Below are 23,611 nucleotides of genomic sequence, written 5' to 3'. Positions count from 1 at the left end.
TCCTTTTGCTGTTTTAAATGATTTGTATCTGAATTTTGGCAATAGGAGAAAAGGAGTTGTTGCTCTTTTTTGTATGTTTGAACCAATGAAAAATTTCTTGCGCACGATATTGCTGCTTTGGCTTATCCCATTCTCTACCCTTATTGTAAAGTCACAGGATTTTGAAGACGTCTATCGGATGCTTCAGGAATCCAAAATATTAAATGATCATTTCTATGGATTTTCACTGTACGACTTAAACGCCAATAAGTTTGTCCTGGACGTCAATGGTAATAAGCATTTTACACCAGCTTCAAATACCAAAATGTACACAACCTATGCGGCACTGGAGCTGTTAGGTGACTCCATTCCCGGATTGGAGTATGCGGAAAGGGGGGACTCACTGTTGATCTGGGGAACGGGAGATCCGACCTTTTTGCATAATAGACTCGACACGCGAGTGGTCTATAATTTTCTGAAAAGAACGAACAAAACGATCTATGTTGTACCCGGAACAATGAAAAATAAATTCTACGCCCATGGTTGGGCAATGGAAGACTTTGAAGCATACTATCAGCCTGAGATAAGCACTTTTCCGATTTATGGAAATGTCGTCACTTTCCGTCAAAGAGGGTATAATCATTTAAATACTTCTCCTGGGATTTTTCAGAAAGACCTGGATTTTTTACCTGAGCCTAAAACGGGTGATTTTGAACTTTCCCGCTCGTTTCGGAGCAATGTTTTTTGGATGTCGAAACGTCCTGTGCCAAATGATTACGTAAATGAAGTGCCTTTTATCTATTCGGATAGTCTATTTATGAAATTGCTGTCAGACACACTTGGCAAAAAAGTAAATCTAATAACCTATAAAAAGCCCAATGATACAAAAATAGTGTATTCAGGAGAAACCAAAAATCTGATCCGAGAGATGATGTTGCCAAGTGATAATTTTATCGCTGAACAATTTTTGATGATGTGTTCTTGGAAGCAGTATAGTCAATTTGATACTTATTTGGTTCGGGATTGGATGAAAAATAAGGTCTATAAGTTTTTTTCGAATGAAGTAGCGATTTTTGATGGATCGGGATTGTCTTCCTATAACAAAGTCACGCCACAGAATAATGTGGATCTGCTGGTGCTTTTGAAAAATAAGATACCAGACGAAAAGGTGCGTTTTCGGCTATTTCCTGCTGGTGGGGTGGATGGTACGTTGAGAAGGACCTATGGTAAAGACCAGGGCGAACCTTTTGTTTTCGCAAAGACCGGAACAATTACGTCTGTCTATAACCAGAGTGGTTATCTGGTCACAAGATCTGGAAGACGGCTTGCTTTCTCTTTTATGAATAATAATTATATTGATGATCGCGCGAGTGTAATTCGTAAAGAAATGGCTAAAATAATTACTTATATTCGTCAAACTTATTAAGCCAATTTAAATGGAAGCAATTGTAAAAAACAATAAAAAACTGATTCGTTCATGGGCGATGTTTGATTGGGCCAATTCCGCTTACAACCTCGTGATTACCTCAACCATTTTCCCCGTATACTATACCGCAATTACAACGACAAAGGAACATGGTGATGTTGTTAATTTCTTTGGTTTGAAGATTGTCAATACTGCGCTTTCTAATTTTGCTCTGGCTGCTGCTTATTTGTTGATGTCATTTTCTTTGCCTTTTATATCATCGTATGCAGATGCCAAAGGATTGAAAAAACCGATTATGAAATTCTTTACTTATGTGGGAGCAATTTCATGTATGTGCCTGTTTTTCTTCAAACTCGATACCTTGGAGGTCGGTATTATCTGTTTTGCTTTGGCCGCAATGGGTTATATCGGTGGGGTGTTGTTCAATAATTCCTACTTGCCGTTGTTAGCAACTGTAGATCAACAGGATCGGGTGAGTGCGCAGGGATTTGCTTTTGGTTATATCGGTTGTGTGACCTTACAGATACTTTGTTTTATCGTGGTTTTGAAACCGGAGTGGTTTGGTATTACCGATCCATCTTTGCCTGCCCGGATATCTTTTCTGATGGTGGGACTGTGGTGGTTGGGCTTTTCCATGATTCCATTTAAATATTTACCTAAAATTGAAGCCACAGGCAATAATATTGGTAAAAGCTTTGTACAGAATGTGCGGGATGAATTTAGCCATGTGATCCATAAAATTAAAGGTATACCCGAAATAAAACAGTTTCTACCCGCTTTTTTCTTCTACGCGATCGGGGTACAGACATTGATGATTGTCGCATCCTCGTTTGGAGAGAAAATTCTTCATCTAGGGGCTGAGCGATTAATTGCTACAATTCTTTTAATTCAACTTGTCGCGATCTTAGGCGCATTTTTGATGTCGTACCTATCCAAGCTTTTTGGAAATATTAAGGTGCTGATCGTCGTTGTGATGATCTGGATTGCAATCTGTATCGCTGCATTCTACTTGTCTACAGCAATGCAGTTTTATATTATTGCCGCATTAGTCGGTTTGGTTATGGGCGGAATTCAATCTTTATCGCGGTCAACCTATTCCAAATTGATCCCAACGGATATCAAGGATACGACGGCTTTTTTCTCTTTTTATGATGTTACAGAAAAGGTGGCTATCGTCATTGGCTTGTTCTCCTTTGGCCTGATAGAACAGATTACACACAATATTCGCTATTCTGCATTGGTACTTTCTTTATTTTTTGTAATTGGATTGTTACTTTTGGTTCGGATATTAATATCCAATAAATCTTAATTTTATTGATTGAATTAAATATGAAGGTAGAACTTTTTGTTCCTTGTTTTATAGATCAGCTTTATCCAGAAACCGCTTTTAACACGATCCGTTTATTGGAGAAAGTGGGTTGTGAGGTGAGTTATAATCCTGATCAGACTTGCTGTGGGCAACCAGCTTATAATGCCGGTTTTTGGGACGATGCGAAGCAGGTAGGAAAGAAGTTTTTAGAAGATTTTTCGGGAGACCATGTCATTATTTCTCCTTCGGCCTCCTGTACCGGTATGGTCAGAAATGGTTATAGCGATCTGTTCGCAAATTCTGCAGATTCCCACCAATGTCATAAAATACAACAACAGGTCATGGAGGTTTCCGATTTCTTGATCAATGTATTGAAAAAGGATTATTTTGGTGCTGAGTTGGAAGGTGTTGGAGTATATCATGACTCTTGTTCAGCCCTGCGCGAGTGCAAGATCAAGGATGAACCGAGAAAACTGCTGAGCAAGGTGCTGGGATTGGAAATGGTAGAAGTAAAAGATAGTGAAACCTGTTGCGGTTTTGGTGGAAGTTTTGCTGTCAAGTTTGAGGGGATATCGGCCGCCATGGCGGAACAGAAAGTCAGGAATGCCATGGCATTGAATGCTGATTATATAATTTCGACTGATTCGTCTTGCTTGTTGCAACTGCAAGCGTATATTGATAAACATAATTTACCCATCCAGACCATGCATCTCGTGGATGTACTGACTACTGGTTGGGGAAATATATAAATAACACACTTTAAATCTAAACACATGAATTCTAGAAGAGATTTTCTTAAAAACCTTGCATTAGCCTCTGCTGGTGTAGCATTGGCGCCATCGTTGGAGAGCTTTGCTGTAGCAAAGAAAGACTGGTTTGACATTTCCTTGGCTGAATGGTCATTGCATAAAACTTTATTTAAAGGTGATCTGAACAATTTGGATTTCCCGGTTATAGCTGCAAAAAAATATGGTATCTATGGTGTAGAGTATGTGAATCAATTCTTTAAAGACAAGGCTAATGATAACAATTACCTGACTGAGCTGAACATGCGTGCAAAAGATAATGGTGTAAGGAATGTGTTAATAATGGTTGATGGTGAGGGAAATCTTGGTGACGAAGATGAAACTAAAAGAAAACAGGCTGTACAAAATCACTATAAATGGATTTCTGCGGCTAACTTTTTAGGTTGCCATGCCATCCGCGTCAATGCAGCTGGTAAAGGTACACCTGATGAAGTCAGCAAACGTGTGGTGGAAAGCTTGACAGCGTTGTCTGATATCGGAAAGAAAGCAGGTATCAGTATTATCGTTGAAAATCATGGTGGTATTTCCTCGCATGGTGACTGGTTGGCTAAAACTCTGAAAGCTGTGGGAAGCAAATATTGTGGAAGCTTACCTGATTTGGGTAATTTTTATGAATATGACCGTTATCAAGGTGTGACAGACTTAATGCCTTATGCGCATGGTGTAAGCGCGAAAACACATGATTTTGATGCGAATGGTAATGAAACTCAAATTGACTATGAACGTATGTTAAAAATCGTGAAAAAGGCGAAATTCAAAGGCTATGTTGGGATTGAGTACGAAGGAAGTAAATTGAGTGAAGAGGAAGGAATCTTCGCAACTAAAAAATTATTGGAGCGCTTGCGTCCATTGATCTAATATAAAAGTATATAAACAAAGTTCTTTTCATACTATTGGGAAGAACTTTGTTTTTAACCGAGAATTTAATCGGTAGGAGATATCCTATTGAAGTAAATCTAAATTTTGTCCATATTTATTTTGTCAACCGATTTGATTGCAGCACCTTCTTTGGTGACCTATGAACATAGGACGATCTGGTCGATCTGGTCTGGATAGCAATGGATAAATTGAAATCACACTACCTGATATTGAAAAATAACGATTAGAAAAACATGAATTTTGAAAAAGATGCTGTTCTGGAATCTCACTTAAATCAAGTGGGGGCTGAACGAGTATTGGTGAAAGGGCATCCCGCAGGATTATTTGTCTTGTTTTTTACGGAGATGTGGGAACGTTTTAGTTACTATGGCATGCGTGCGCTATTGGTAAACTTTCTGGTTTCGACGATTGCGCAACATGGCTGGGGCTGGACAAATTCGGAAGCTATGAAGTTGTACGGTCTGTATACGGGGATGGTCTTTTTAACGCCTTTATTTGGTGGAATTATCGCGGATCGTCTGACAGGATATAAAAAGTCTATCATGGTAGGGGCGATCATCATGACCCTAGGCCATATTTCGATGGCTATGGAGGGATTTAATAAAAATTTCTTTTTGGCTGGATTGATCCTTATTGTTCTGGGAAATGGTTTGTTCAAGCCTAATATATCTTCTATGGTTGGTAAACTATATCCTGATAAGGGTGGTAAAAAGGATGCCGGATATACGATTTTCTATATGGGGATCAATGGTGGTGCCTTTTTGGGCATGATGCTGTGCGGTTATATTGGCGAGAAAATAGGCTGGCATTATGGTTTTGGACTTGCCGGTATATTTATGTTTCTGGGCATGTTGCAGTTTTACTTTGCACAACGTATTTTTGGGAAAATAGGAGATACGCCTGAAAAAGAAAACACGGTTTCGGAAAAATTGAATCGGGACGATGAACACCCAAGGCATATTGTTCGTGATCGGCTATTGGTCATCGCGATTTTTATGTTCTCAAGTATTGTATTCCATTTAGCTTTTGAACAGGCCGGAGGTTCGATGACCATATTCGCCAAAAATTATACCCAGCGTGTACTGAGCGGAGATGTTGCCACAATTTTTAAATGGGCAGATTTCGCGTTAACTATCGTACCTATTGTTGTGATTACCGGAGTACTGTTGGTATTGGCGAAGAAAATAATCCGTAAATACCCCTTAATCATACTCTTTTCCAGCATCTCATTTTTGATTATTTGGTCGTTGTGCCTATGGAAGGTGTACCGTGAATATCATGGCATGAATTCGGAAGTGACCGTGTCCTGGTTTCCCATGCTCAATTCTTTCTTTATCATTACTTTGGCAACTTCATTCAGTAAGATCTGGGAGCGTGTATGGAACCCTTCCGGACCGATTAAGTTCGCGATGGGCTTAACCTTGGTCGGTGTTGGGTTTGCGGCCTTAGCAATAGGGAGTGCAGAGATTCCAACAGGGGCAAAGACGGCTTCGGTCAGTATGATCTGGCTAGTGCTGGCTTACTTTTTTCATACAGTGGGTGAGCTTTGCATCGGCCCCGTGGGCTTGTCTTATGTGAGTAAATTGTCGCCAAAGAAATTCTTGGGACTGTTATTTGGTTTTTGGTTTTGTGCCAACGCCATCGCTAATTTTATTGGAGGGTTTATTGGTTCTTACATTGATAAGATTACCGAATCACACTCCATGTCTTTTTTCTTTGCTGTGTTTACCGTGATACCTATGATAGCGGCAGTATTTCTACTGCTTGGTAATAAAAAAATAAAAAAGATGATGCATGGGATTGATTAATTCATAGAAAAATAGTGTATCTTCATGCGATTTTTATCAAATTAAAAACAAAACCTGAGTTATAAAACAATTATTGAAATTATATGAATCAAGAAAAAGATCAAGTTCTTGTAGCACATCTGGCCAAGCAGGGGATAGATGACAAGATGGTAAATGGGCATCCTGCCGGATTATTTGTGCTGTTCTTTACGGAAATGTGGGAGCGTTTTAGTTATTATGGAATGCGGGCGCTATTGACCTTGTTTTTAATCAGTACTATCGCTGATGGGGGATGGGAATGGAGCAATGAACGCGCAATGAAGTTATATGGTTTATATACAGGTTTTGTTTATTTGACTCCGCTGATCGGTGGTATGATTGCGGATAAATTGACCGGTTTTAAGAAGGCTATCTTGATCGGTGCATTGATTATGACGCTGGGTCACCTATCCATGGCATTTGAGGCCGTCAATTCAGGCTTCTTTTTCTTAGGTCTACTCTTGATGATCTTGGGAAATGGGATGTTCAAACCGAATATCTCCTCAATGGTTGGAAATCTATATCCAGATAAAAGTGCGAAGAAAGATGCTGGTTACACGATTTTCTATATGGGTATCAATGCTGGTTCATTTTTGGGAATGCTTTTGTGTGGTTATATCGGTGAGAAGATCGGTTGGCACTATGGATTTGGTTTAGCAGGCGTTTTCATGTTTTTTGGAATGTTACAATTCTATTTTGGTCAGAAAATATTCGGAATTATCGGCGATACTCCCAAAGCTTTACAGGCTTATCACGATGAGAAAGTCAAAAATAAAGAAGAGGTTGATGAGGTCATACCTGGTCATGTCGTTAGAGACCGTCTTATTGTCGTCACAATATTCATGCTTGCCAGTGTGGTATTCTTTTTATCTTTTGAGCAAGCCGGAGGTTCAATGTCTATTTTTGCCAAAGATTATACACAGCGCGTACTTTCGGGGGACTCAGCAGTGGCCTTTAAATGGATTGATACTATCCTAACGATTGTTCCCATTGTTATTGTAACTATTGTATTGACTGCTCTGGCAAGAAAGATCTATAAGCAATATCCATTGACAATTTTGTTTACAGCGATTTCCTTTGGTATTATCTGGTGTTTGGGCTTATGGAAAGTATTTCGTGAGATCGGTATAACAGGCTCGGAGGTTGGCGCTTCTTGGTTCCAGATATTAAATGCATTTTTTATTATTTCGCTAGCATCGTCTTTCAGTAAATTCTGGGAAAAAATATGGAATCCTTCGGGACCTGTAAAATTCGCTATGGGTTTGATCTTGGTCGGTATTGGTTTTGCGGCCTTGGCTTACGGTGCAAATGATATTCCGCAGGGGGCAAAAACAGCTTCAGTTAGTATGATATGGCTTGTTATCGCTTATTTCTTCCACTCAGCGGGAGAACTTTGTCTGTCACCCGTAGGACTTTCTTATGTTAGTAAACTCTCTCCAAAGAAGTTTTTAGGCTTACTTTTTGGCTGTTGGTTCTGTGCTTCGGCCATCGCTAATTTTATTGGTGGATTTTTAGGTTCCTATATTGATAAAATTACAGCGGAGCATTCGATGTCTTATTTCTTCATGATCTTTGCTATCGTTCCAGCTGTAACTGCATTATTATTGATCGTTTTCAATCCTATTCTGAAGAAGATGATGCACGGCATTAACTAAGATAACTGTCTTAAAATTAGAATAACAATAAAGGGCCGATCATACATGATCGGCCCTTTATTGTTATTGAAAGTGATAAACTTTGTTTTATTCCTCGATTTTTAATAACAGCTTATCTATACGATTGCCATCCATGTCCAATACTTCAAATATCATATTTTTGAAGCGTACACGTTCGCCCTCCTCAGGGACGTGATCCAGTAATAAAAATACCAGGCCTCCGACTGTCGTGACATTGTTGATGTCGTCCTCGTCTTCTTCTGAAAGGCCTACCTCAAATTCATCCAGGAGATCCTCGATCTGATATTGGCCATCAACAACATAGTCGCCACTTTCCAATTGACGCATTTTGGGGCGTACACTGATATCGCTTTCGGTAATGTTACCAACCAGGTCGCCTACGATATCGCGTAGTGTAATAATACCTTGTGGAGAGCCATATTCGTCGATAACCACGGCTTGATGCACCTGCGATGTCCTCAGCGCATTCATAATACTATATGAAGGACTGAATTCGTTGACGAACTTGATCGGCAGCAGAAGTTCCCTGAGATCAAAGGGTTTGTCTTGAAAACACTGTTTAAGCAGAGATTTGACATGAACAACACCTTTGATATTGTCCAGTCCACCTTCGCAAACAGGATAAATGGAATGGTCATTGTCAAGGATAATCTGCCTGTTTTCTTCAAAACTATCTTCAAGATCCAGAAATACAATATTCTTGCGGTGAGTCATCAGATTGATAGCTTTTTTGTCGCCTAAGCTGAGAAGACGATCCACGATGTCGTGTTCAATACCTTCAATTACACCACTATCAACCCCCTCGTCCACCAATGCCTTGATCTCTTCTTCGGTAACACTATTTCCCGTACTTTTGATATTGAGGATCTTGACAATAAACTCAGTAGAGGCACTCAATAACCAGACAAATGGTCTGACAATCTTGCTGAGCAAGTTCATGGGGTAAGCAATGAACATAGCATATTTTTCAGGAATAGCCATGCCAATACGCTTGGGTACCAGTTCGCCAAGAACCAATGAAAAATAGGTAATGATCAGCACCACCAAAACAACTGCTAACTCGTGGCTATAGGGGGCGAGTATACTTGATTTATTAAAAACTTCGATCAGGTAGGCAGAGATGCTACCACCCGAAAAGAAACCTGTTAAGATACCAATTAGCGTAATACCAATTTGTACAGTGGATAGGAAGCTGTTAGGGGATTCCTTGAGATGTAGAGCAATCTTGGCAGCTGGATTATTCTTATCGCTCTCAGCCTGTAAGCGCGCCTTTCTGCTGGAAACAATTGAAATTTCGGAAGCAGACAGGATTCCATTTAAGATGATTAGTACTAAAATTATAATTGCTTCGGTAAGCATAATGTTATGGAAAAATTGTTTGTGAATGCTAATTTAAGAAAAAGGCTGTCTAAATGGTAGAACTATCGGTATTATATTAAATACCATAACGAAAGAAGCTGTATCTTTTCGGGATACAGCTTCGTTGGTTTATACTATTTTTTGATATTACATACCGCTATCGTCAAGCATAAAGGTGTTTTTCTTTGTCTTCCACTTTCCTTTTGTGAAATCTGGGAACTCTAAAGTTTTATTACCTTTTTTGATAGATTCTGTAGAAAGTGGGAATACTGCACTCATCGTTACTGAATCATAAACGTCAATTGGCGTTTGAACTTTTTGTTTTACAGCTTGGATAAAAGCATTGAATACAAACCAGTCCATACCACCGTGACCTGAGCCAGTTGCTAATTCTTCGTATTTCTTCCAGATAGGGTGGTCGTATTTTTTAACCCATTCGTCTGCCGGATCCCAAGTATGTGGTTTTGATTTACCTTCGATATGGATACCTTTAGCTACGTCCATCCAGATACCGTCTGTACCCTGTACGCGGAAACCGATAGAATATGGTCTTGGTAAATGGGTATCATGTGTTAACAACATTGTTTCACCATTTGCACATTGTAACATCGTTTGTGTAATGTCGCCGTTTTTATAGTTCAGCTTGCTGTTAGCGTGTCCTGGTGATACTTTATTCACATAAGCCGCCAAACCACGTGCCTTACTTGAGTAAGATGTGATGTGTGTAAATCTATTGCCTTTGTTGATGTCAACAAATTGCATGATTGGACCTAAACCATGTGTTGGGTAAAGGTCACCATCTTGGTCAATGTTGAACTGTGTACGCCATTGTGCTTCAGAAAGTGCTTTTGGTCCGTACTCTACACCATGACCGTAATAACTCTTTCCATCATTGAATAGAACTTCGCGTAAATCATGTTGATAACCACCTTCAAGATGTAACAATTCGCCGAATAAACCTTGTCTGTGCATATTTAGTACAGCAAGCACATCGCGACGGAAAGCAACATTTTCCAATGTCATGTAAGGTTTTCCTGTCTCTTCAGAAGCTTTTACGACATCCCAGTGATCTTGTACAGTCAAGCCCGCGATAACCTCACAACCTACATATAAACCCGCTTTCATGGCATCAATAGCTTGGTCTTTGTGAAATTGCCAAGGTGTTGCGATGATAACGGCATCTAATTTTTCGCTGCTCAACATTTTTTTATAAGCATCAACGCCTCCAGTATACTCTTTCGGAAGTTTGGTGCCTTTCTCATTGAACTGTTTACGGCATTGTGCAAGAGATTCTTCTTGTGTATCACATATTGCCACAATTTCTAAATCGTCTCTATGTAAGGCAATCTGAACGTGATTACGTCCACGAAGGCCAACCCCGATAAAGCCGATTTTTATCTTCCCGTTTGTTTGAGCAAATAAGTCTGTGCTTGAAAGAACGCCGATTCCAGCGGTAGTGATGGCAGTTGATTTAATAAAATTTCTTCTATCCATTGTTTTGAGATATGAGGAGTTTGTATATTAGTTATTTATCTTACAATAAGAACCGTCTATGTGACTGGCTCTTATCAACAAATATATTATTTCATTTGCTATAAATGAAAGTGCAAACGATTGTTTAAATTTATTAAATTTCATGCAATCGTTTGATTGAAATAAAAATTATCATTTATTAATTCAATTTATGATATTGCAAGCACATTGATGATTTAAAAAACATAGTTTAATGTCTGATTTTAACCAATTAGTAGTAGAGAACGCAGCAAAACAATTCACATTAGAAGGAGATATCATTTCAGTGCAGCCTTTTGGTTCTGGTCATATCAATGATACTTATCGTGTAATTACCTCTATAGATCGTGGAATATCGCATTTATTGCAACGCATTAACCATCACGTTTTTCCAAATGTGGACGGCTTGATGCATAATATTGAAATCGTAACAAAACACCTCAGTAAAAAAGTAAAAGTTGCCGACGGCAAGCAGGTTAGTGATCATGTTCTGACGATCATTCCTACACTGGAGGGCAAGTTATATACAACGGATAGTACCGGGAATTTCTGGCGTATGTTTATCCTGATCGAGGATACGAAGAGTTATGATATTGTAGATACAGAAGTGCAGGCGGCGGAAGGTGGACGTGCTTTTGGACTGTTCCAGAAACAGCTTTCTGACCTGGATGCTTCCCGTATTGTGGAGGTGCTTCCTAATTTTCATAATGTAGAATTCCGACTTGATAATCTGAGAAAGGCTATCGCAAAAGATGTCTGCCAACGTGTTCGTCTGGTGCAAGATAAGCTGGATTTTATCTTTAGCCGTGAAGACCGCATGAAGACGATTCTGGATTTGGGAAATAAAGGTGCATTGCCGCTACGTATCACACATAACGATACAAAGTTTAACAACGTATTGCTTGACGTTCATGATAAAATGCAATGTGTAATTGATTTGGATACAGTAATGCCAGGGTATGTGGCCTATGATTTTGGGGATGCCATCCGCACCATTATTAATCCCGTTGCTGAAGATGAGAAGGATATATCGAAAATCGTGCTGAACCTTTCGTTGTATAAGGCTTATGCGGAAGGGTATTTGGAAGAAGCAAACGAATTTTTGACTACACTGGAAAAAGAAACTTTAGTGGATGGCGCATTTTTGTTGCCTTATATGCAAGGTGTACGTTTCTTGACTGATTATATCGAGGGTGACCACTATTATAAAACCAAATATGACGAACATAATTTGGTACGCACCAATACACAGCTGAAATTGGTAGAGGAGATGGAAAAGAATGAGGAATTTATGAGAAAGGTAATTTTTGATTGTATTTAACGATTTTATACCTTTAATATTTTTGAGAAGCTTCCATCTGATGATGAAGCTTCTTTTTCTTAACTTTATTGTATATGAAGAAACTAACCATTCTGCCTATTGCATCAGATTTGACCGGCAGTCACAATTTTAATCAGCTTTCGGATCTTGTCAAAGATTTGGAATGGAATACATTGGAATATAGTAATTGGAGCGAGTCGTATCCTTACAAGCCGCAGGTGCGATTTAAAATTGGTTATACACAAAAAACATTGCTGTTGCAGTTTGATGTCGCAGAAGAGCAATTGCGTGGAAATTATGCGGAGGTGAATCAAAATGTATGGGAGGATAGTTGTGTAGAACTTTTCGTTTCGTTTGACGATCGTAAGCATTATTATAATATTGAGTTTAATTTGATAGGAACAGGACTGATCGGCTACGGCACTCCTGATAAATCAACGAGAAATAGGCTCAGTGCGGCGGAGATTGAGACGGTGCAGGCATTCTCCATGATTGAACGGCATAGTGGCACTGACAGGCGTTGGAGTATGATCCAAGTCATTCCACTGGCTGTCTTTAAATTTAATGATACAAGTGATCTGAAAGGGAAGAAAATACATGGAAACTTCTACAAGTGTGGTGACAACCTAAAAAGTCCGCATTTTCTGTCATGGAATAAAGTAGATAATCCAACCCCTAATTTCCATTTACCTCAATTCTTTGGGGAATTGATTTTTGGATAGAAGTTGGATTATTAAAATGTTGATGCTTATTGGTAAACAGATTCTTTTTTGAATTTTTTTGCCAATAAAGCATACACCAAAACACGGTATTTATTTTTATTGGATTTACCAATAGCGGTAATAACCTCTTCTAATGCCTTGTCTAAATCAGGACCATCTTTAAGACCTAATTTTTTGATCAGGAAATTTTGCTTGACACGATTAAGCTCCTCGGGATCTGATGCTGCAATAGTTTCTGAATCTGCATTGTAAATGGAAGGTCCCATTCCTTTTGTCACTTTTGCAATAAACGCATCATCTAGTGATAGACCTAGTTTTTTGGATTCTGCAGTATATGCAGCAATTTTTTCATCTAATTTGCTCATAATTATGTAAATGATTTAATTGTAGTAAGTTAAGTTAGGAGAAAAAACTTGGAAAACAAAATAATTCTTGGCGGATAAATAAAGATTGTTACATTTGTAACCGTTTAAGTGCCGGTAACTGAAAGTGTGAAAAAATTCAGCGAATTATTCTTTGCAATTGTTGCAAATTACATTTTTATAAATTATCTTTGCACCTCAATAATTGAATATACGTAATCATAATAATAATGAAAAAAGATTTGCATCCTTCAAATTACAGATTAGTTGTATTTAAAGATATGTCAAACGACTATGCTTTTATTACTAAATCTTGTGTTGACACGAAAGAGACTATTCAGTGGGAAGATGGTAATGAGTATCCAGTTGTAAAATTAGAGATTTCTCATACATCACACCCTTTCTATACAGGTAAAATGAAATTGGTTGATACTGCTGGACGTATCGACAAATTCCGTAGCCGTTACAACAAAAAATAATTGTAGCAGATCTGTATATTACAATATTAAGAACTCGATAAATGTTATTTGTCGGGTTTTTTTTATTATTTTTATTTTGTGAAAATCTTTTTTGTAGATTGTTTTGATGCTATCCGACCGTTGGATAAGCTCACTTTCCCGCTGACTTCTTTTGATAAAAAGAGTTTATATCCTTTTACCTTTATTAAATCCTGTCTTGACTTACGTGTCGGTATACTGACACTAAGGGAGAAATGGTATAGGTTGGCTCAGGTGTTCAAATTAGAGTTTGTTGAAGGTGATGTTCTGGAAGATGGTATTGTATGCCTGTCCGAGAATATTATTCCATCTGAGGGCTTATTGCGGGCTATTACTGCAATGGAAGCGGGAGAGGCCTTACAACAAAATGGAACAGTCTTCGCCTGGCGATATCATCAAGAGGGTACCTTTAAACTAAAGGATGCTGATGACACCATATCTTTGTTGAAAGGGGTAGAGGACCTGTTTTTATTAACGGGCGCTGAAATTGTCAATGATTTCAACCTTTTAGCAAAAAAGACAGCCGCTGTGACAGTCTCTCCGACAAACCGGTTGCTGGGTACGGATTTTTACATTGCTGAACAGGTCACGATGGAGTGTGTGACACTCAACTCGACCACTGGACCCATTTACATTGATGAAGGTGTTACAATTATGGAAGGAGCATATCTGCGGGGGCCTTTATACCTAGGGAAGGGGGCTGTCGTGAAAATGGGCGCAACAATCTATGGGAATGTATCTGTTGGTAAGCAGAGTGTTGTAGGTGGTGAGGTAGGTAATTCAGTTATTGGTGACTTCTCAGCAAAAGGTCATCACGGCTATTTGGGCTGTTCGGTCATTGGTGACTGGTGTAATCTCGGTGCAGGAACATCCAATTCAAATCTAAAAAACAATCTAAAAACGGTAACGATCTATGATTATAAACTGGAAGACTTTAGAGATACAGGCTTATTGAAGTGTGGCGTTTTTGTAGGTGACTATACACGAGCGGGGATCAACTCATCTTTCAATACCGGAACTGTAATTGGAATTGCAAGTATGCTAGCAGATACAAGTTTTTATGCTAAATTTGTACCGTCGTTTGCCTGGGTGTTCAATGGAGATACACAGATCTATAACTTTGATAAGTTTATGGAGTATCTAGAAGCGCTATATATGTCGAAAAATGAGGAACTACCGGAACGGCTCATAAGGGAATTGAATCAACTTAACAAAAATATAATTAAATCGTAAAAATCATGCGTAAGAAAATCGTAGCTGGTAATTGGAAAATGAATTTAGACTATCAATCAGGATTAAGTTTATTCTCTGAAATTATCAATATGGCCAAAGATGAAGTAATTGGAAATCAGGAACTGGTTGTTTGTAGCCCTTTCATCCACTTGTCAAGTCTTGGGCAATTATCTAAGAATGTTGCTAATGTGAATATTGGTGCACAAAATATTCATCAGGCGGAGTCTGGAGCATACACAGGTGAGATTTCAGCAGGTCAGGTAAAATCGGTAGGTGCTTCACATGTGATCTTAGGTCACTCTGAAAGACGTGCTTATTTTGGTGAAACAGATGCGTTGTTGGCTGCTAAAGTAGATGTCGCGCTGAAACATGGCCTGACGCCTATATTTTGTATCGGAGAAACAAAAGAAGAACGTGAATCGGGTGATTTCTTTGAAATAATTAAAACACAATTGACAGCTGGATTGTTCCATTTGTCCAATGAAGCTTTTGCTGCAGTCGTATTGGCTTATGAGCCAGTTTGGGCGATCGGCACAGGACTTACGGCTAGTCCAGAGCAAGCGCAAGAAGTTCATCAGTTTATCCGTCAGGTTGTCGCAGAAAAATACGGACAAGAAGCAGCGGATAACACAAGTATCCTTTATGGTGGATCTTGTAATCCGGGCAATGCCAAGGATCTATTTGCACAGGCAGATATTGATGGTGGTTTGATTGGAGGAGCTTCTTTGAAATCGAGAGATTTTATAGATATTGCCAAAGTGTTTAACGGCTAATTTTTAGAAATGAAATACATAGAGGTTATCTTTCAAATGCTATCGGGTGAGGAATGGCAAAAAGATCTATTAGTATCTGATTTGGCAGACATCGGCTTTGATACTTTTGAAGATACCGAATCAGGATTTGCAGCTTATATTCCAGCTGCAAATCTTGATTTGCAAGCATTAGAAACGTTAATGCTAAATCTTGATGAAGGACTTGAAGTAGACTATAAGGTTCAGGAAATTGAAAACCAGAATTGGAACAAACTCTGGGAGAGTAATTTTAATCCCATTGAAGTCGGTGGACAGTGTTATGTACGTGCTACGTTTCATGACGCAAAACCTGATTTCCCTTATGAAATAATCATTGATCCTAAAATGTCCTTTGGAACAGGACACCATCAGACCACATCGATGATGCTCCAATATATTTTGGAGAATGATTTTGAGGGTAAGCAGGTGCTGGATATGGGTTGTGGTACGGGTATTCTAGCGATCTTGGCGTCCAAAAAAGGCGCTAATGCTGTTCTGGCAGTAGATTATGATGAAATCTGTGTGGACAGTGTGATCGAAAATAGACTGCTTAATACGGTAGACAATATCGAGGCTATTTGTGGTTCCTTCGAAGTTTTAGAAGGCCGAATTTTCGATACTATCTTAGCAAATATCAATCGAAATATTCTATTGGAACAATTACCACAATATGCTTTAAGTATCAATAAAAATGGAGAGTTGTACTTAAGCGGATTTTATGAACAGGAAGATTTGGCGATGTTACGTGATACCGCTGCGTCTTTAGGTTTCGAATTTATCTCCAAAAAAGTTTTAAATAATTGGTGTGCAGCCAAGTTTGTGAAACGGTAACAGAGCGATGCGTATTCATTTTATAGCGATAGGTGGTAGTGTGATGCATAACCTTGCCATTTCTTTGGCAAAGCAGGGGCACCAAATTACTGGATCTGATGATCAGATTGTGGAACCTTCCCGTTCCCATCTCATCGAAGCTGGGTTATTGCCAGATCAATTGGGTTGGTTTGCCGACAAGGTGACGGAAGATATTGATGCCGTTATTTTGGGTGCACATGCGGAAGCAGATAATCCCGAATTAAAAAAGGCGCAGGAATTAGGCCTGAAGATCTATTCTTTTCCAGAGTTTATACAGGAACTCTCCCAGGATAAAATCCGTGTGGTTATTGCAGGGAGCTACGGGAAAACAACGATTACGAGCATGGTTATGCACGTCATGCGCTCCTTAGGAAAAGAATTTGATTATTTGGTCGGGGCGCAATTAAGAGGTTTTGATAAACTTGTGGATATTACCAAGCATAATAAGATTATTATTATCGAGGGAGATGAATATGTTTCGTCCAAAATTGATTCCAAGTCGAAATTTTTATATTATAAGCCTAATATCGCCCTAATCTCTGGTATCGTATGGAATGAATTTAATTCCAAAATATCTCAAGAGGAATATATTAAACAATTTGAAGATTTTATTGATTCCATACCTCCTAAAGGAACGCTGATCTATAATAAAGAAGATGCTGTTCTCCAAAAAGTTTTGCAGGATACCAAAGACTGCAAGATTAACCGGCATGGCTATAAGATCCCCGATTACACAATCAATAAGGGTGTTACCTATCTAAATACCGCAGACGGAGAAGTTCCTTTACAAGTGTTCGGGAAAAATAATCTGTCTAATATCGCAGGCGCTTATACCGTCTGTGAATGGTTGGGTATTAAAAAGAAAGAGTTCTTTGATGCAATAAAGAGTTTTAATACATCTATCCGTTATCTGGAGTTTGTGGCGAGCTCAGAAGGATCTGTGGTCTATCAAGATTATGCCTGCAATGCGGATAAAGTTAGGTCGAGTATTCACGCTGTAAAAGAACAATTTCCTAATCAGAAATTGGTCACAATTATCGAATTAAACTCGTATGATAGTTTAGATTCGTCCTTTTTGTTACAATATGCGGACTCGATGGGAGAGTCGGATCTCTCTGTGGTCTACGTGAATATCCACTCCTGTAAGGAACTTAATAAGGATATCGAAAGTGTTCCTGAGAACATCAAAAACAGTTTTAATAATCCTGATTTAGAGGTTGTTGTGAGCTTAGATGGCCTGTATTCTTTTTTGGATGGGGTTAAATCTAAGGGTTACAATTTACTACTTATGAGTTTAAATAATTATAATGGGGTTAATCTCTCCGTGCTCGCTGATCGGTTTTTTAGGGATTTTTAGAGAAAAAAATATAATTTAATGTAAATTATATTTTTATTTACTATTTTTGTTTAAAATATCTACCAGATGAATGCATTAGGAAAAAAAATCAGATTACTTAGACACCAGAAGGGGTGGAGTCAAGAGGATGTTGCAAAGCGATTGGATATCTCAATCCCAGCATTTTCTAAAATTGAAACAGGTATTACAGATGTAAATCTGTCGCGCCTAAATCAAATCTCAAAATTATTCAATTTGACAGTTGTTCAACTACTATCTACTTCTGATTCGGAAGAGGATAAAGAGTATGTCAATGAGGTCAATGCGTTAACGCAAAAGTTGCAACTACGTGATGGCGAAGTTATCGAACTTCAGAAAAAGGTTATTGATCTTTACGAACAATTGCACAAAAGATAGGGCATATTAAAAATGTTACTGAAAAGGCAATCCATTTGGGTTGCCTTTTTTTGTTTATGCAACTTTATTTTGGCCAAAAGTGATTTTGTTTTTGTTTCTTTGTAAGTATTTTTATAAAAATAAAGGTTGATTACTTATGGGGAGATTAAACGGGGATATAACTACTAGCCCGTCGAACGATTTTTTTAAATCGAATGTACTAGGACAGCGCTCAGGGCTGTTCGTACTTTTCTTTACAGAGATGTGGGAACGGTTTTCATTCTATGGAATGCGTGTCCTATTGATGCAATTTTTAACTGCTGCAGTTATCCAAGGTAGCCCATTCTCTGGCTGGGCCTGGACAGCACAACAAGCAGGTGCATTGTACGGAACATATGCAATGATGCTTTATCTGACACCAATACTCGGTGGAATCATCGCTGACAAATACATCGGATCCAGAAAAGCTGTTATTATCGGCTCAGCAATCATGACATTGGGACATGCTGCAATGGCTTTTGATACTGCGATCATGTTTTTTCTGGGATTGATCTGTTTGGTTATCGGAACAGGTTTTTTCAAACCGAACATGCCTTCAATCCTTGGTGAAATGTATAAAGACCTTCCTGAAAAGAAGGACGGAGCGTATACAATATTCTATATGGGTGTCAATGCAGGCGCTTTCTTTGGGATGATGCTATGTGGTTACATCGCTGAAACATATGGATGGCATTGGGGATTTGGATTGGCTGGTATTTTTATGCTACTAGGTACACTTCAGTTTGTATTCGCAAAACCACTCATGGGCAACCTTGGTATTTTAGACAAATCTGCGGCCGGAGAGAAGAAAGAAGTTATTGTCAATGATACGGATACTAAAAACCCGTTTACAATAAAGGATTTCGTGCTTATCGGTATTGTCGCTATAATAGGCTTTGTATATGCCTTCAATGACCCATTGTCGAAAAATGGTATTATTGATGTTTTCGCCGGGCTGGATACTTCTTTTTTGAGAGGTCAATATATTATGGTCATTATTGCATTGATCTTGTTTATTTATTTGATCGTTTCCCGGATTTTGCGTTATGACAAGACTGTGCGGGATAGAATGTTTGCCGTGGTGCTTTTGGCGTTTTTCCTCATCTTCTTTTTCATGAGCTTTGAACAGGGGGCAACCTCATTGGTCATTGTCGCAAGGGATAATATCGATAGAGCGCTTACAGGTGCTGCATTGACGACATTTAATGTGGTCAATGGTTTATTAACGGTTGTGCCATTAGCAATTATCAGCTGGGTTTTAATAAAACTAGCAAAGGTAACCTGGGATAAGATTGCCATCTCTAATATCGTATTATTTGTCTGTTTTGGACTGATCTGGGGCGCAGCAATCTGGATGCTTTATCAGGAGTTTAATAAAGAAGCTTCGGAAATAAAAGTATCCTGGTTTTCTATCCTCAACTCATTTTTTATCATTGCACTAGCTTCCTCGGTGTCTAAGATATGGGAATCGAAATACAATCCTTCAGCTGCCTTTAAATATGGTTTTGGTCTGATATTGGTTGCCATAGGATTTTTGATTATCGGATTAGGTTCATGGGGTATAGCTCCAGGGATGAAAATTTCTATGGTATTTCTCGTCTTGACTTACCTATTTCATACTTTAGGAGAATTGTTTATTTCTCCAGTAGGCCTATCCTATGTTTCTAAATTGGTTCCAGCTAGGATGTTGGCTTTTATGTTTGGCATCTGGTATCTAGCAATCGCTATTGCACAAAAGGTTGCAGCGGTATTGGGCGGACAGGTGGAAACAATTCAACAAGAATATTCATTGAGTCACTTTTTCTTTTTATTTACGGCTATTCCAGCTTTGGCCGGATTGCTTGTCATGCTGTTCAATCCTTTGATCAAAAGATTGATGCACGGAGTTAAATAATAACTATATAAGCTTCTTTTACGAAAGAAGCTTTTTTGATTAATATAAATACAGTATGGAGGTTAGTACACGGGAATCGCTAGAGGAGATTCAAAATTTTAAGGGAAAGTACCCAAGACAGATCTGGAGCCTTTTTTTCTCGGAAATGTGGGAAAGATTTTGTTTTTATGGCATGCGGGGTATGTTGGTGTTCTTTATGATCACACAACTGAACTTTGCGGAGAAAGAGGCTAATTTACAGTATGGAGCTACTCAGGCATTTGTCTATGCTTTTACATTTATTGGTGGTCTTTTTGCAGATAAGATTTTAGGTTTTAGAAAATCATTGTTCTGGGGAGGTATATTAATGATTGTAGGGAGTCTTTTCCTAGCTGCGGATCCACATCAATATTTCTTTTTTGGTCTCTCATTTATTATTATTGGTACTGGTTTCTTCAAACCAAATATTTCTACCATGGTGGGAGAACTCTATCGTGATGGAGATAGCCGTCGTGATGGTGGTTTCTCCTTGTTCTACGCAGGGATCAATCTAGGTGCATTTTTAGGGGGCTATGTTTGTGTCGCCATTGGTAAAGGGTATATGTTGAGCTCGGTTATCTCCGAACCTCACCGTTGGAATGTTGCCTTTGGTTTAGCTGCAATAGGGATGCTGGCAAGTTTGATTAATTTTCACTTTACCAAAAGACACCTTGGACCTATCGGGCTTAAACCTGGACACCCAGATGCTATCGTAAAGACGAAAGCCTTGCCAAAATGGGTTGAATATGCGGTATATGCACTGACCTTGATCTTTATACCCGTTATTCAGATCATGGTGTCGAAAACCCAATATACTGACTATTTTATGTATACCATTGGACCATTGACACTTTTATATCTGTTTTATGAAATGTCACAAGTGACCAAGGAGGAACGCAAGAAATTAATTGCTGCACTGGTATTTATTTTGTTTTCCATTATCTTTTGGGGGATATATGAACAGAGTGGTGGTTCATTGAGCATCTTTGCAGCCAAGCACCTGAATGATTCTTTACTGGGGGCAGTGACACTTGATCCAAATGGTGTCAATAATTCTGGGGGTGCATTATTTATTATCGCCTTAGCGCCGTTATTTGGACTATTCTGGATTTGGTTGGGAAAACGTAAACTTGAGCCGAATACTATTATCAAGTTTGGTTTGGGCTTTGTTTTCTTAGGTTTAGGTTACTATGTACTTTTTGCGACGCGTTTATTCGCTCATGAAGGCATGACCTCATTGGATATCTTTACACTTGCATTATTAGTGATTACCGTCGGGGAGCTTTGTCTTTCGCCGATTGGGCTATCCATTATGACGAAACTGTCCCCAGCGAGGTTACAGGGTATTATGATGGGAATGTGGTTTTTGGCAAGTGCTTATGGACAATATGTTGCGGGCTTGATCGGTGCGAGTATGGCTGAAGCAAAAGAAGGAAGTTCGTTGGCAGACAACTTACTGACGTACACTGAAAGTTATAAGCAATTGGGCTTATATTCTTTAATTGCTGGTGTGGTACTTATTGCATTGTCACCTGTTGTGCGGAAATTAATGGGAAATGTGAAATAATCCCTAATCAAATATTATCCAAAAGAGACTGTATTAAAAATCTTTTTGGGAATTAGTACTTAGTCATGATTGACTGACTAGATGCATATAAGAAAGGGAGTAAGTTCATAGCGAGTTTGCTCCCTTTCTTATATCAGGTGCAAACCTTTTTGGTCAATGCATCGTACCAACTTCGATACATCGTCGTAACGTCGTCGCACTGTGACCGTGGTGAATGCGACATGAGTCCGAGGTGAGTCCGAGTTTAACACGGAGATATGGTTTAAAGACCTAGGTTACACCACGCTCTTATCTGCTCTCAGAGGCGAAGAAGGGGTAAATATCTTCCGTAGCATAGTCGAAGAACAACCGAACAATGCACGAAACTCGGACTGCGTTATGAAAAATGATATATATGGTGTGTACGTAATATCATATATATGTTTTTTATATTCAAATAAAATGAATTAATATATGCATATAAGCTGATTTTAAGATTAAATATTCTTTTGTATTTAAAAATATATACATTTTTGAATTACTTATGTATGGAGATAATCGGCCTAAGGGGGAGTATGATTACTGTTTTGCAATATTTACAATCATACAGCCGACAACAAGGTAAATAGAATGCTTCGATGTTAATTACCTATAGGAAATAGGATAAACAAAAAAGCTTGACTATTTCTGGTCAAGCTTTTTTGTTTATCCGTAAATCCATTTGAATTTATAATCTTTTTCAGGAATCTTCATGCGGTCAGCTAATCTAGTCAAGCGATCCGGTAATTTTAAGAGGTAGTCTCTTGCTTTCTCACCTTTTTCATTTAGACCTGTAACTTGATCAATTTTCCACTCATTATTAAGTTCTTTCAAGATATCGACATAATCCAATGCAGTATACACACCTAGTCGCTGTGCAGCATCCGAAAAGTGTGCAAAAGCTTCGCCCTGAGGTTCGCCTGCTTCTCTCAAAAACTGTGCTGGCATGACAATCTTTTTACGCATCATATCTTCAAATGCAATCATTACTTCACTTGCGTCTACTGTCATAGCCTTTGATATGAAAGACATGTATGCTTTGGCATGGCGTGCTTCATCCGAAGCAATGACACCGCACATTTTTGCCAGAAGTTTATCACCACCTTTTTTTGAAAGTCCCGACACCCGACGATGGGATACGTTGGTTGCAAGTTCTTGGAATGATGTATATATAAAGTTACGGTAAGGATCAGCACCAGTGCCGATATCGAAACCATCTTGTATCAAATATTGTGTAGACATTTCAAACTGACGCATATCTATTCTACCCGACAGATAAAGGTATTTGTTCAATAGATCGCCGTGACGGTTTTCTTCTGCAGTCCATGCACGAACCCATTTCATCCATCCGCCTTGTTCGTTTTTATCGACATCTTCAACCATTGTCAGCCAAGATTCGTAGGTTGGAAGGGCTTCTTCGGTAATCGTATCACCAACTAATACTGCAACTAAGTCATAGGACAGTTCTTTCGCACTTTCCTGTAAATCTCTTATTTCCTCAAAAAAAGTATCCCTTGAAGCGTCTGGAAGGAAATCAGCAGGTTGCCACATTTCTTCTACAGGCTTCAGGTATTCGCTCATTTCATTCAACATGAAAGGCTCCAAGTAGGCCATCACTTCTTTACGTGAGCCTTCTGGTAAATTTAGAGGTAATTCTTGCATATCAATACAAAGGTAAATAAATAGCATCAATAAATTATAAAAGCAAGATATAATTGTAAAAAATGGCAAATGACCTACAAAAAGTGGTTCTTTAATAGTGTTGAGCCATTTTTTAATTTGATTGGCCAAGT

General features: G+C 38.7%; 20 protein-coding genes. 16 read left to right on the top strand and 4 right to left on the bottom strand.

From position 1 onward, the window contains the following. Positions 1 to 85: 85 nt before the first annotated feature. The 6 genes from AC07UV_RS15495 to AC07UV_RS15470 all read left to right on the top strand — a co-directional run bounded on the left by AC07UV_RS15495 (position 86) and on the right by AC07UV_RS15470 (position 7,880). Entirely contained in the window at positions 86 to 1,405 is a 1,320-nt protein-coding gene (locus AC07UV_RS15495; protein WP_495184395.1) for a D-alanyl-D-alanine carboxypeptidase, read from the top strand. Between the two features lie 10 nt (positions 1,406 to 1,415). Beyond that, a complete protein-coding gene (locus AC07UV_RS15490) occupies positions 1,416 to 2,714 on the top strand; it encodes an MFS transporter (RefSeq protein ID WP_495184394.1) in 1,299 nt (432 codons plus the stop codon). A 20-nt stretch (positions 2,715 to 2,734) separates the two neighbouring features. After that, positions 2,735 to 3,463, top strand: coding sequence for a (Fe-S)-binding protein (locus AC07UV_RS15485; protein ID WP_495184393.1), 729 nt, complete (start codon positions 2,735 to 2,737; stop codon positions 3,461 to 3,463). 24 nt (positions 3,464 to 3,487) lie between these two features. Next, positions 3,488 to 4,378, top strand: coding sequence for a TIM barrel protein (locus AC07UV_RS15480; protein ID WP_120259400.1), 891 nt, complete (start codon positions 3,488 to 3,490; stop codon positions 4,376 to 4,378). Positions 4,379 to 4,632: 254 nt separating this feature from the next. After that, positions 4,633 to 6,207, top strand: a complete 1,575-nt coding sequence (locus AC07UV_RS15475) for a peptide MFS transporter (protein ID WP_495184392.1) — start codon at positions 4,633 to 4,635, stop codon at positions 6,205 to 6,207. 83 nt (positions 6,208 to 6,290) lie between these two features. Continuing rightward, positions 6,291 to 7,880 (top strand): peptide MFS transporter, encoded by a 1,590-nt coding sequence (locus AC07UV_RS15470; protein WP_282250108.1) that lies wholly within the window; start codon positions 6,291 to 6,293, stop codon positions 7,878 to 7,880. A gap of 87 nt (positions 7,881 to 7,967) precedes the next feature. On the opposite strand, the gene AC07UV_RS15465 is transcribed toward AC07UV_RS15470, so the two are convergent. Beyond that, on the bottom strand, positions 7,968 to 9,260 hold the full coding sequence (locus AC07UV_RS15465; RefSeq protein ID WP_495184391.1) for a hemolysin family protein: 1,293 nt from the start codon (positions 9,258 to 9,260) through the stop codon (positions 7,968 to 7,970). Positions 9,261 to 9,407: 147 nt separating this feature from the next. Beyond that, the gene (locus tag AC07UV_RS15460) at positions 9,408 to 10,754 is read right to left on the bottom strand and encodes a Gfo/Idh/MocA family protein (RefSeq protein ID WP_282250105.1); all 1,347 of its coding nucleotides are present in this window, start codon (positions 10,752 to 10,754) and stop codon (positions 9,408 to 9,410) included. 232 nt (positions 10,755 to 10,986) lie between these two features. On the opposite strand from AC07UV_RS15460, the gene AC07UV_RS15455 reads away from it, so the two are divergent. Beyond that, complete coding sequence (locus AC07UV_RS15455) at positions 10,987 to 12,093, top strand: phosphotransferase enzyme family protein (protein WP_495184390.1); 1,107 nt, start codon at positions 10,987 to 10,989, stop codon at positions 12,091 to 12,093. Between the two features lie 74 nt (positions 12,094 to 12,167). Further along, the gene (locus tag AC07UV_RS15450) at positions 12,168 to 12,815 is read left to right on the top strand and encodes a carbohydrate-binding family 9-like protein (RefSeq protein ID WP_495184389.1); all 648 of its coding nucleotides are present in this window, start codon (positions 12,168 to 12,170) and stop codon (positions 12,813 to 12,815) included. 26 nt (positions 12,816 to 12,841) lie between these two features. On the opposite strand, the gene AC07UV_RS15445 is transcribed toward AC07UV_RS15450, so the two are convergent. Further along, positions 12,842 to 13,180, bottom strand: a complete 339-nt coding sequence (locus AC07UV_RS15445; RefSeq protein ID WP_223585151.1) for a DUF2853 family protein — start codon at positions 13,178 to 13,180, stop codon at positions 12,842 to 12,844. Between the two features lie 227 nt (positions 13,181 to 13,407). Between AC07UV_RS15445 and AC07UV_RS15440 the strand changes: the two genes are divergently transcribed. From AC07UV_RS15440 to AC07UV_RS15405, 8 genes are all read left to right on the top strand, one after another. Further along, positions 13,408 to 13,656 (top strand): type B 50S ribosomal protein L31, encoded by a 249-nt coding sequence (locus AC07UV_RS15440; protein ID WP_077437478.1) that lies wholly within the window; start codon positions 13,408 to 13,410, stop codon positions 13,654 to 13,656. 78 nt (positions 13,657 to 13,734) lie between these two features. Next, entirely contained in the window at positions 13,735 to 14,907 is a 1,173-nt protein-coding gene (locus AC07UV_RS15435) for a putative sugar nucleotidyl transferase (protein ID WP_495184388.1), read from the top strand. A gap of 5 nt (positions 14,908 to 14,912) precedes the next feature. Beyond that, entirely contained in the window at positions 14,913 to 15,680 is a 768-nt protein-coding gene (gene tpiA / locus AC07UV_RS15430; RefSeq protein WP_282250101.1) for a triose-phosphate isomerase, read from the top strand. 9 nt (positions 15,681 to 15,689) lie between these two features. Next, entirely contained in the window at positions 15,690 to 16,529 is an 840-nt protein-coding gene (gene prmA / locus AC07UV_RS15425; RefSeq protein ID WP_282250099.1) for a 50S ribosomal protein L11 methyltransferase, read from the top strand. Between the two features lie 7 nt (positions 16,530 to 16,536). Beyond that, positions 16,537 to 17,907 (top strand): Mur ligase domain-containing protein, encoded by a 1,371-nt coding sequence (locus tag AC07UV_RS15420; RefSeq protein WP_495184387.1) that lies wholly within the window; start codon positions 16,537 to 16,539, stop codon positions 17,905 to 17,907. A 66-nt stretch (positions 17,908 to 17,973) separates the two neighbouring features. Continuing rightward, complete coding sequence (locus AC07UV_RS15415; RefSeq protein WP_120259412.1) at positions 17,974 to 18,303, top strand: helix-turn-helix domain-containing protein; 330 nt, start codon at positions 17,974 to 17,976, stop codon at positions 18,301 to 18,303. Between the two features lie 136 nt (positions 18,304 to 18,439). Then, the gene (locus tag AC07UV_RS15410) at positions 18,440 to 20,215 is read left to right on the top strand and encodes a peptide MFS transporter (RefSeq protein ID WP_495184386.1); all 1,776 of its coding nucleotides are present in this window, start codon (positions 18,440 to 18,442) and stop codon (positions 20,213 to 20,215) included. A 55-nt stretch (positions 20,216 to 20,270) separates the two neighbouring features. Continuing rightward, positions 20,271 to 21,800, top strand: coding sequence for a peptide MFS transporter (locus AC07UV_RS15405; RefSeq protein ID WP_282250090.1), 1,530 nt, complete (start codon positions 20,271 to 20,273; stop codon positions 21,798 to 21,800). 684 nt (positions 21,801 to 22,484) lie between these two features. On the opposite strand, the gene AC07UV_RS15400 is transcribed toward AC07UV_RS15405, so the two are convergent. After that, positions 22,485 to 23,480, bottom strand: a complete 996-nt coding sequence (locus AC07UV_RS15400) for an acyl-ACP desaturase (RefSeq protein ID WP_120259999.1) — start codon at positions 23,478 to 23,480, stop codon at positions 22,485 to 22,487. Between the last annotated feature and the right edge of the window lie 131 nt (positions 23,481 to 23,611).

It is taken from the genome of Sphingobacterium sp. GW821-FHT03E03 (genome assembly GCF_059420745.1).
Note: the sequence above shows the minus strand (reverse complement) of the source record. Positions and strands in the feature narration are given on the sequence as shown.

Excerpts from the sequence above, each read along its gene's own strand:
- AC07UV_RS15495 (WP_495184395.1), top strand. The coding sequence starts at position 86 with ATGAAAAATTTCTTGCGCACGATATTGCTGCTTTGGCTTATCCCATTC.
- AC07UV_RS15490 (WP_495184394.1), top strand. The coding sequence starts at position 1,416 with ATGGAAGCAATTGTAAAAAACAATAAAAAACTGATTCGTTCATGGGCG.
- AC07UV_RS15485 (WP_495184393.1), top strand. The coding sequence starts at position 2,735 with ATGAAGGTAGAACTTTTTGTTCCTTGTTTTATAGATCAGCTTTATCCA.
- AC07UV_RS15480 (WP_120259400.1), top strand. The coding sequence starts at position 3,488 with ATGAATTCTAGAAGAGATTTTCTTAAAAACCTTGCATTAGCCTCTGCT.
- AC07UV_RS15475 (WP_495184392.1), top strand. The coding sequence starts at position 4,633 with ATGAATTTTGAAAAAGATGCTGTTCTGGAATCTCACTTAAATCAAGTG.
- AC07UV_RS15470 (WP_282250108.1), top strand. The coding sequence starts at position 6,291 with ATGAATCAAGAAAAAGATCAAGTTCTTGTAGCACATCTGGCCAAGCAG.
- AC07UV_RS15465 (WP_495184391.1), bottom strand. The coding sequence starts at position 9,260 with ATGCTTACCGAAGCAATTATAATTTTAGTACTAATCATCTTAAATGGA.
- AC07UV_RS15460 (WP_282250105.1), bottom strand. The coding sequence starts at position 10,754 with ATGGATAGAAGAAATTTTATTAAATCAACTGCCATCACTACCGCTGGA.
- AC07UV_RS15455 (WP_495184390.1), top strand. The coding sequence starts at position 10,987 with ATGTCTGATTTTAACCAATTAGTAGTAGAGAACGCAGCAAAACAATTC.
- AC07UV_RS15450 (WP_495184389.1), top strand. The coding sequence starts at position 12,168 with ATGAAGAAACTAACCATTCTGCCTATTGCATCAGATTTGACCGGCAGT.
- AC07UV_RS15445 (WP_223585151.1), bottom strand. The coding sequence starts at position 13,180 with ATGAGCAAATTAGATGAAAAAATTGCTGCATATACTGCAGAATCCAAA.
- AC07UV_RS15440 (WP_077437478.1), top strand. The coding sequence starts at position 13,408 with ATGAAAAAAGATTTGCATCCTTCAAATTACAGATTAGTTGTATTTAAA.
- tpiA (WP_282250101.1), top strand. The coding sequence starts at position 14,913 with ATGCGTAAGAAAATCGTAGCTGGTAATTGGAAAATGAATTTAGACTAT.
- prmA (WP_282250099.1), top strand. The coding sequence starts at position 15,690 with ATGAAATACATAGAGGTTATCTTTCAAATGCTATCGGGTGAGGAATGG.
- AC07UV_RS15420 (WP_495184387.1), top strand. The coding sequence starts at position 16,537 with ATGCGTATTCATTTTATAGCGATAGGTGGTAGTGTGATGCATAACCTT.
- AC07UV_RS15415 (WP_120259412.1), top strand. The coding sequence starts at position 17,974 with ATGAATGCATTAGGAAAAAAAATCAGATTACTTAGACACCAGAAGGGG.
- AC07UV_RS15410 (WP_495184386.1), top strand. The coding sequence starts at position 18,440 with ATGGGGAGATTAAACGGGGATATAACTACTAGCCCGTCGAACGATTTT.
- AC07UV_RS15405 (WP_282250090.1), top strand. The coding sequence starts at position 20,271 with ATGGAGGTTAGTACACGGGAATCGCTAGAGGAGATTCAAAATTTTAAG.
- AC07UV_RS15400 (WP_120259999.1), bottom strand. The coding sequence starts at position 23,480 with ATGCAAGAATTACCTCTAAATTTACCAGAAGGCTCACGTAAAGAAGTG.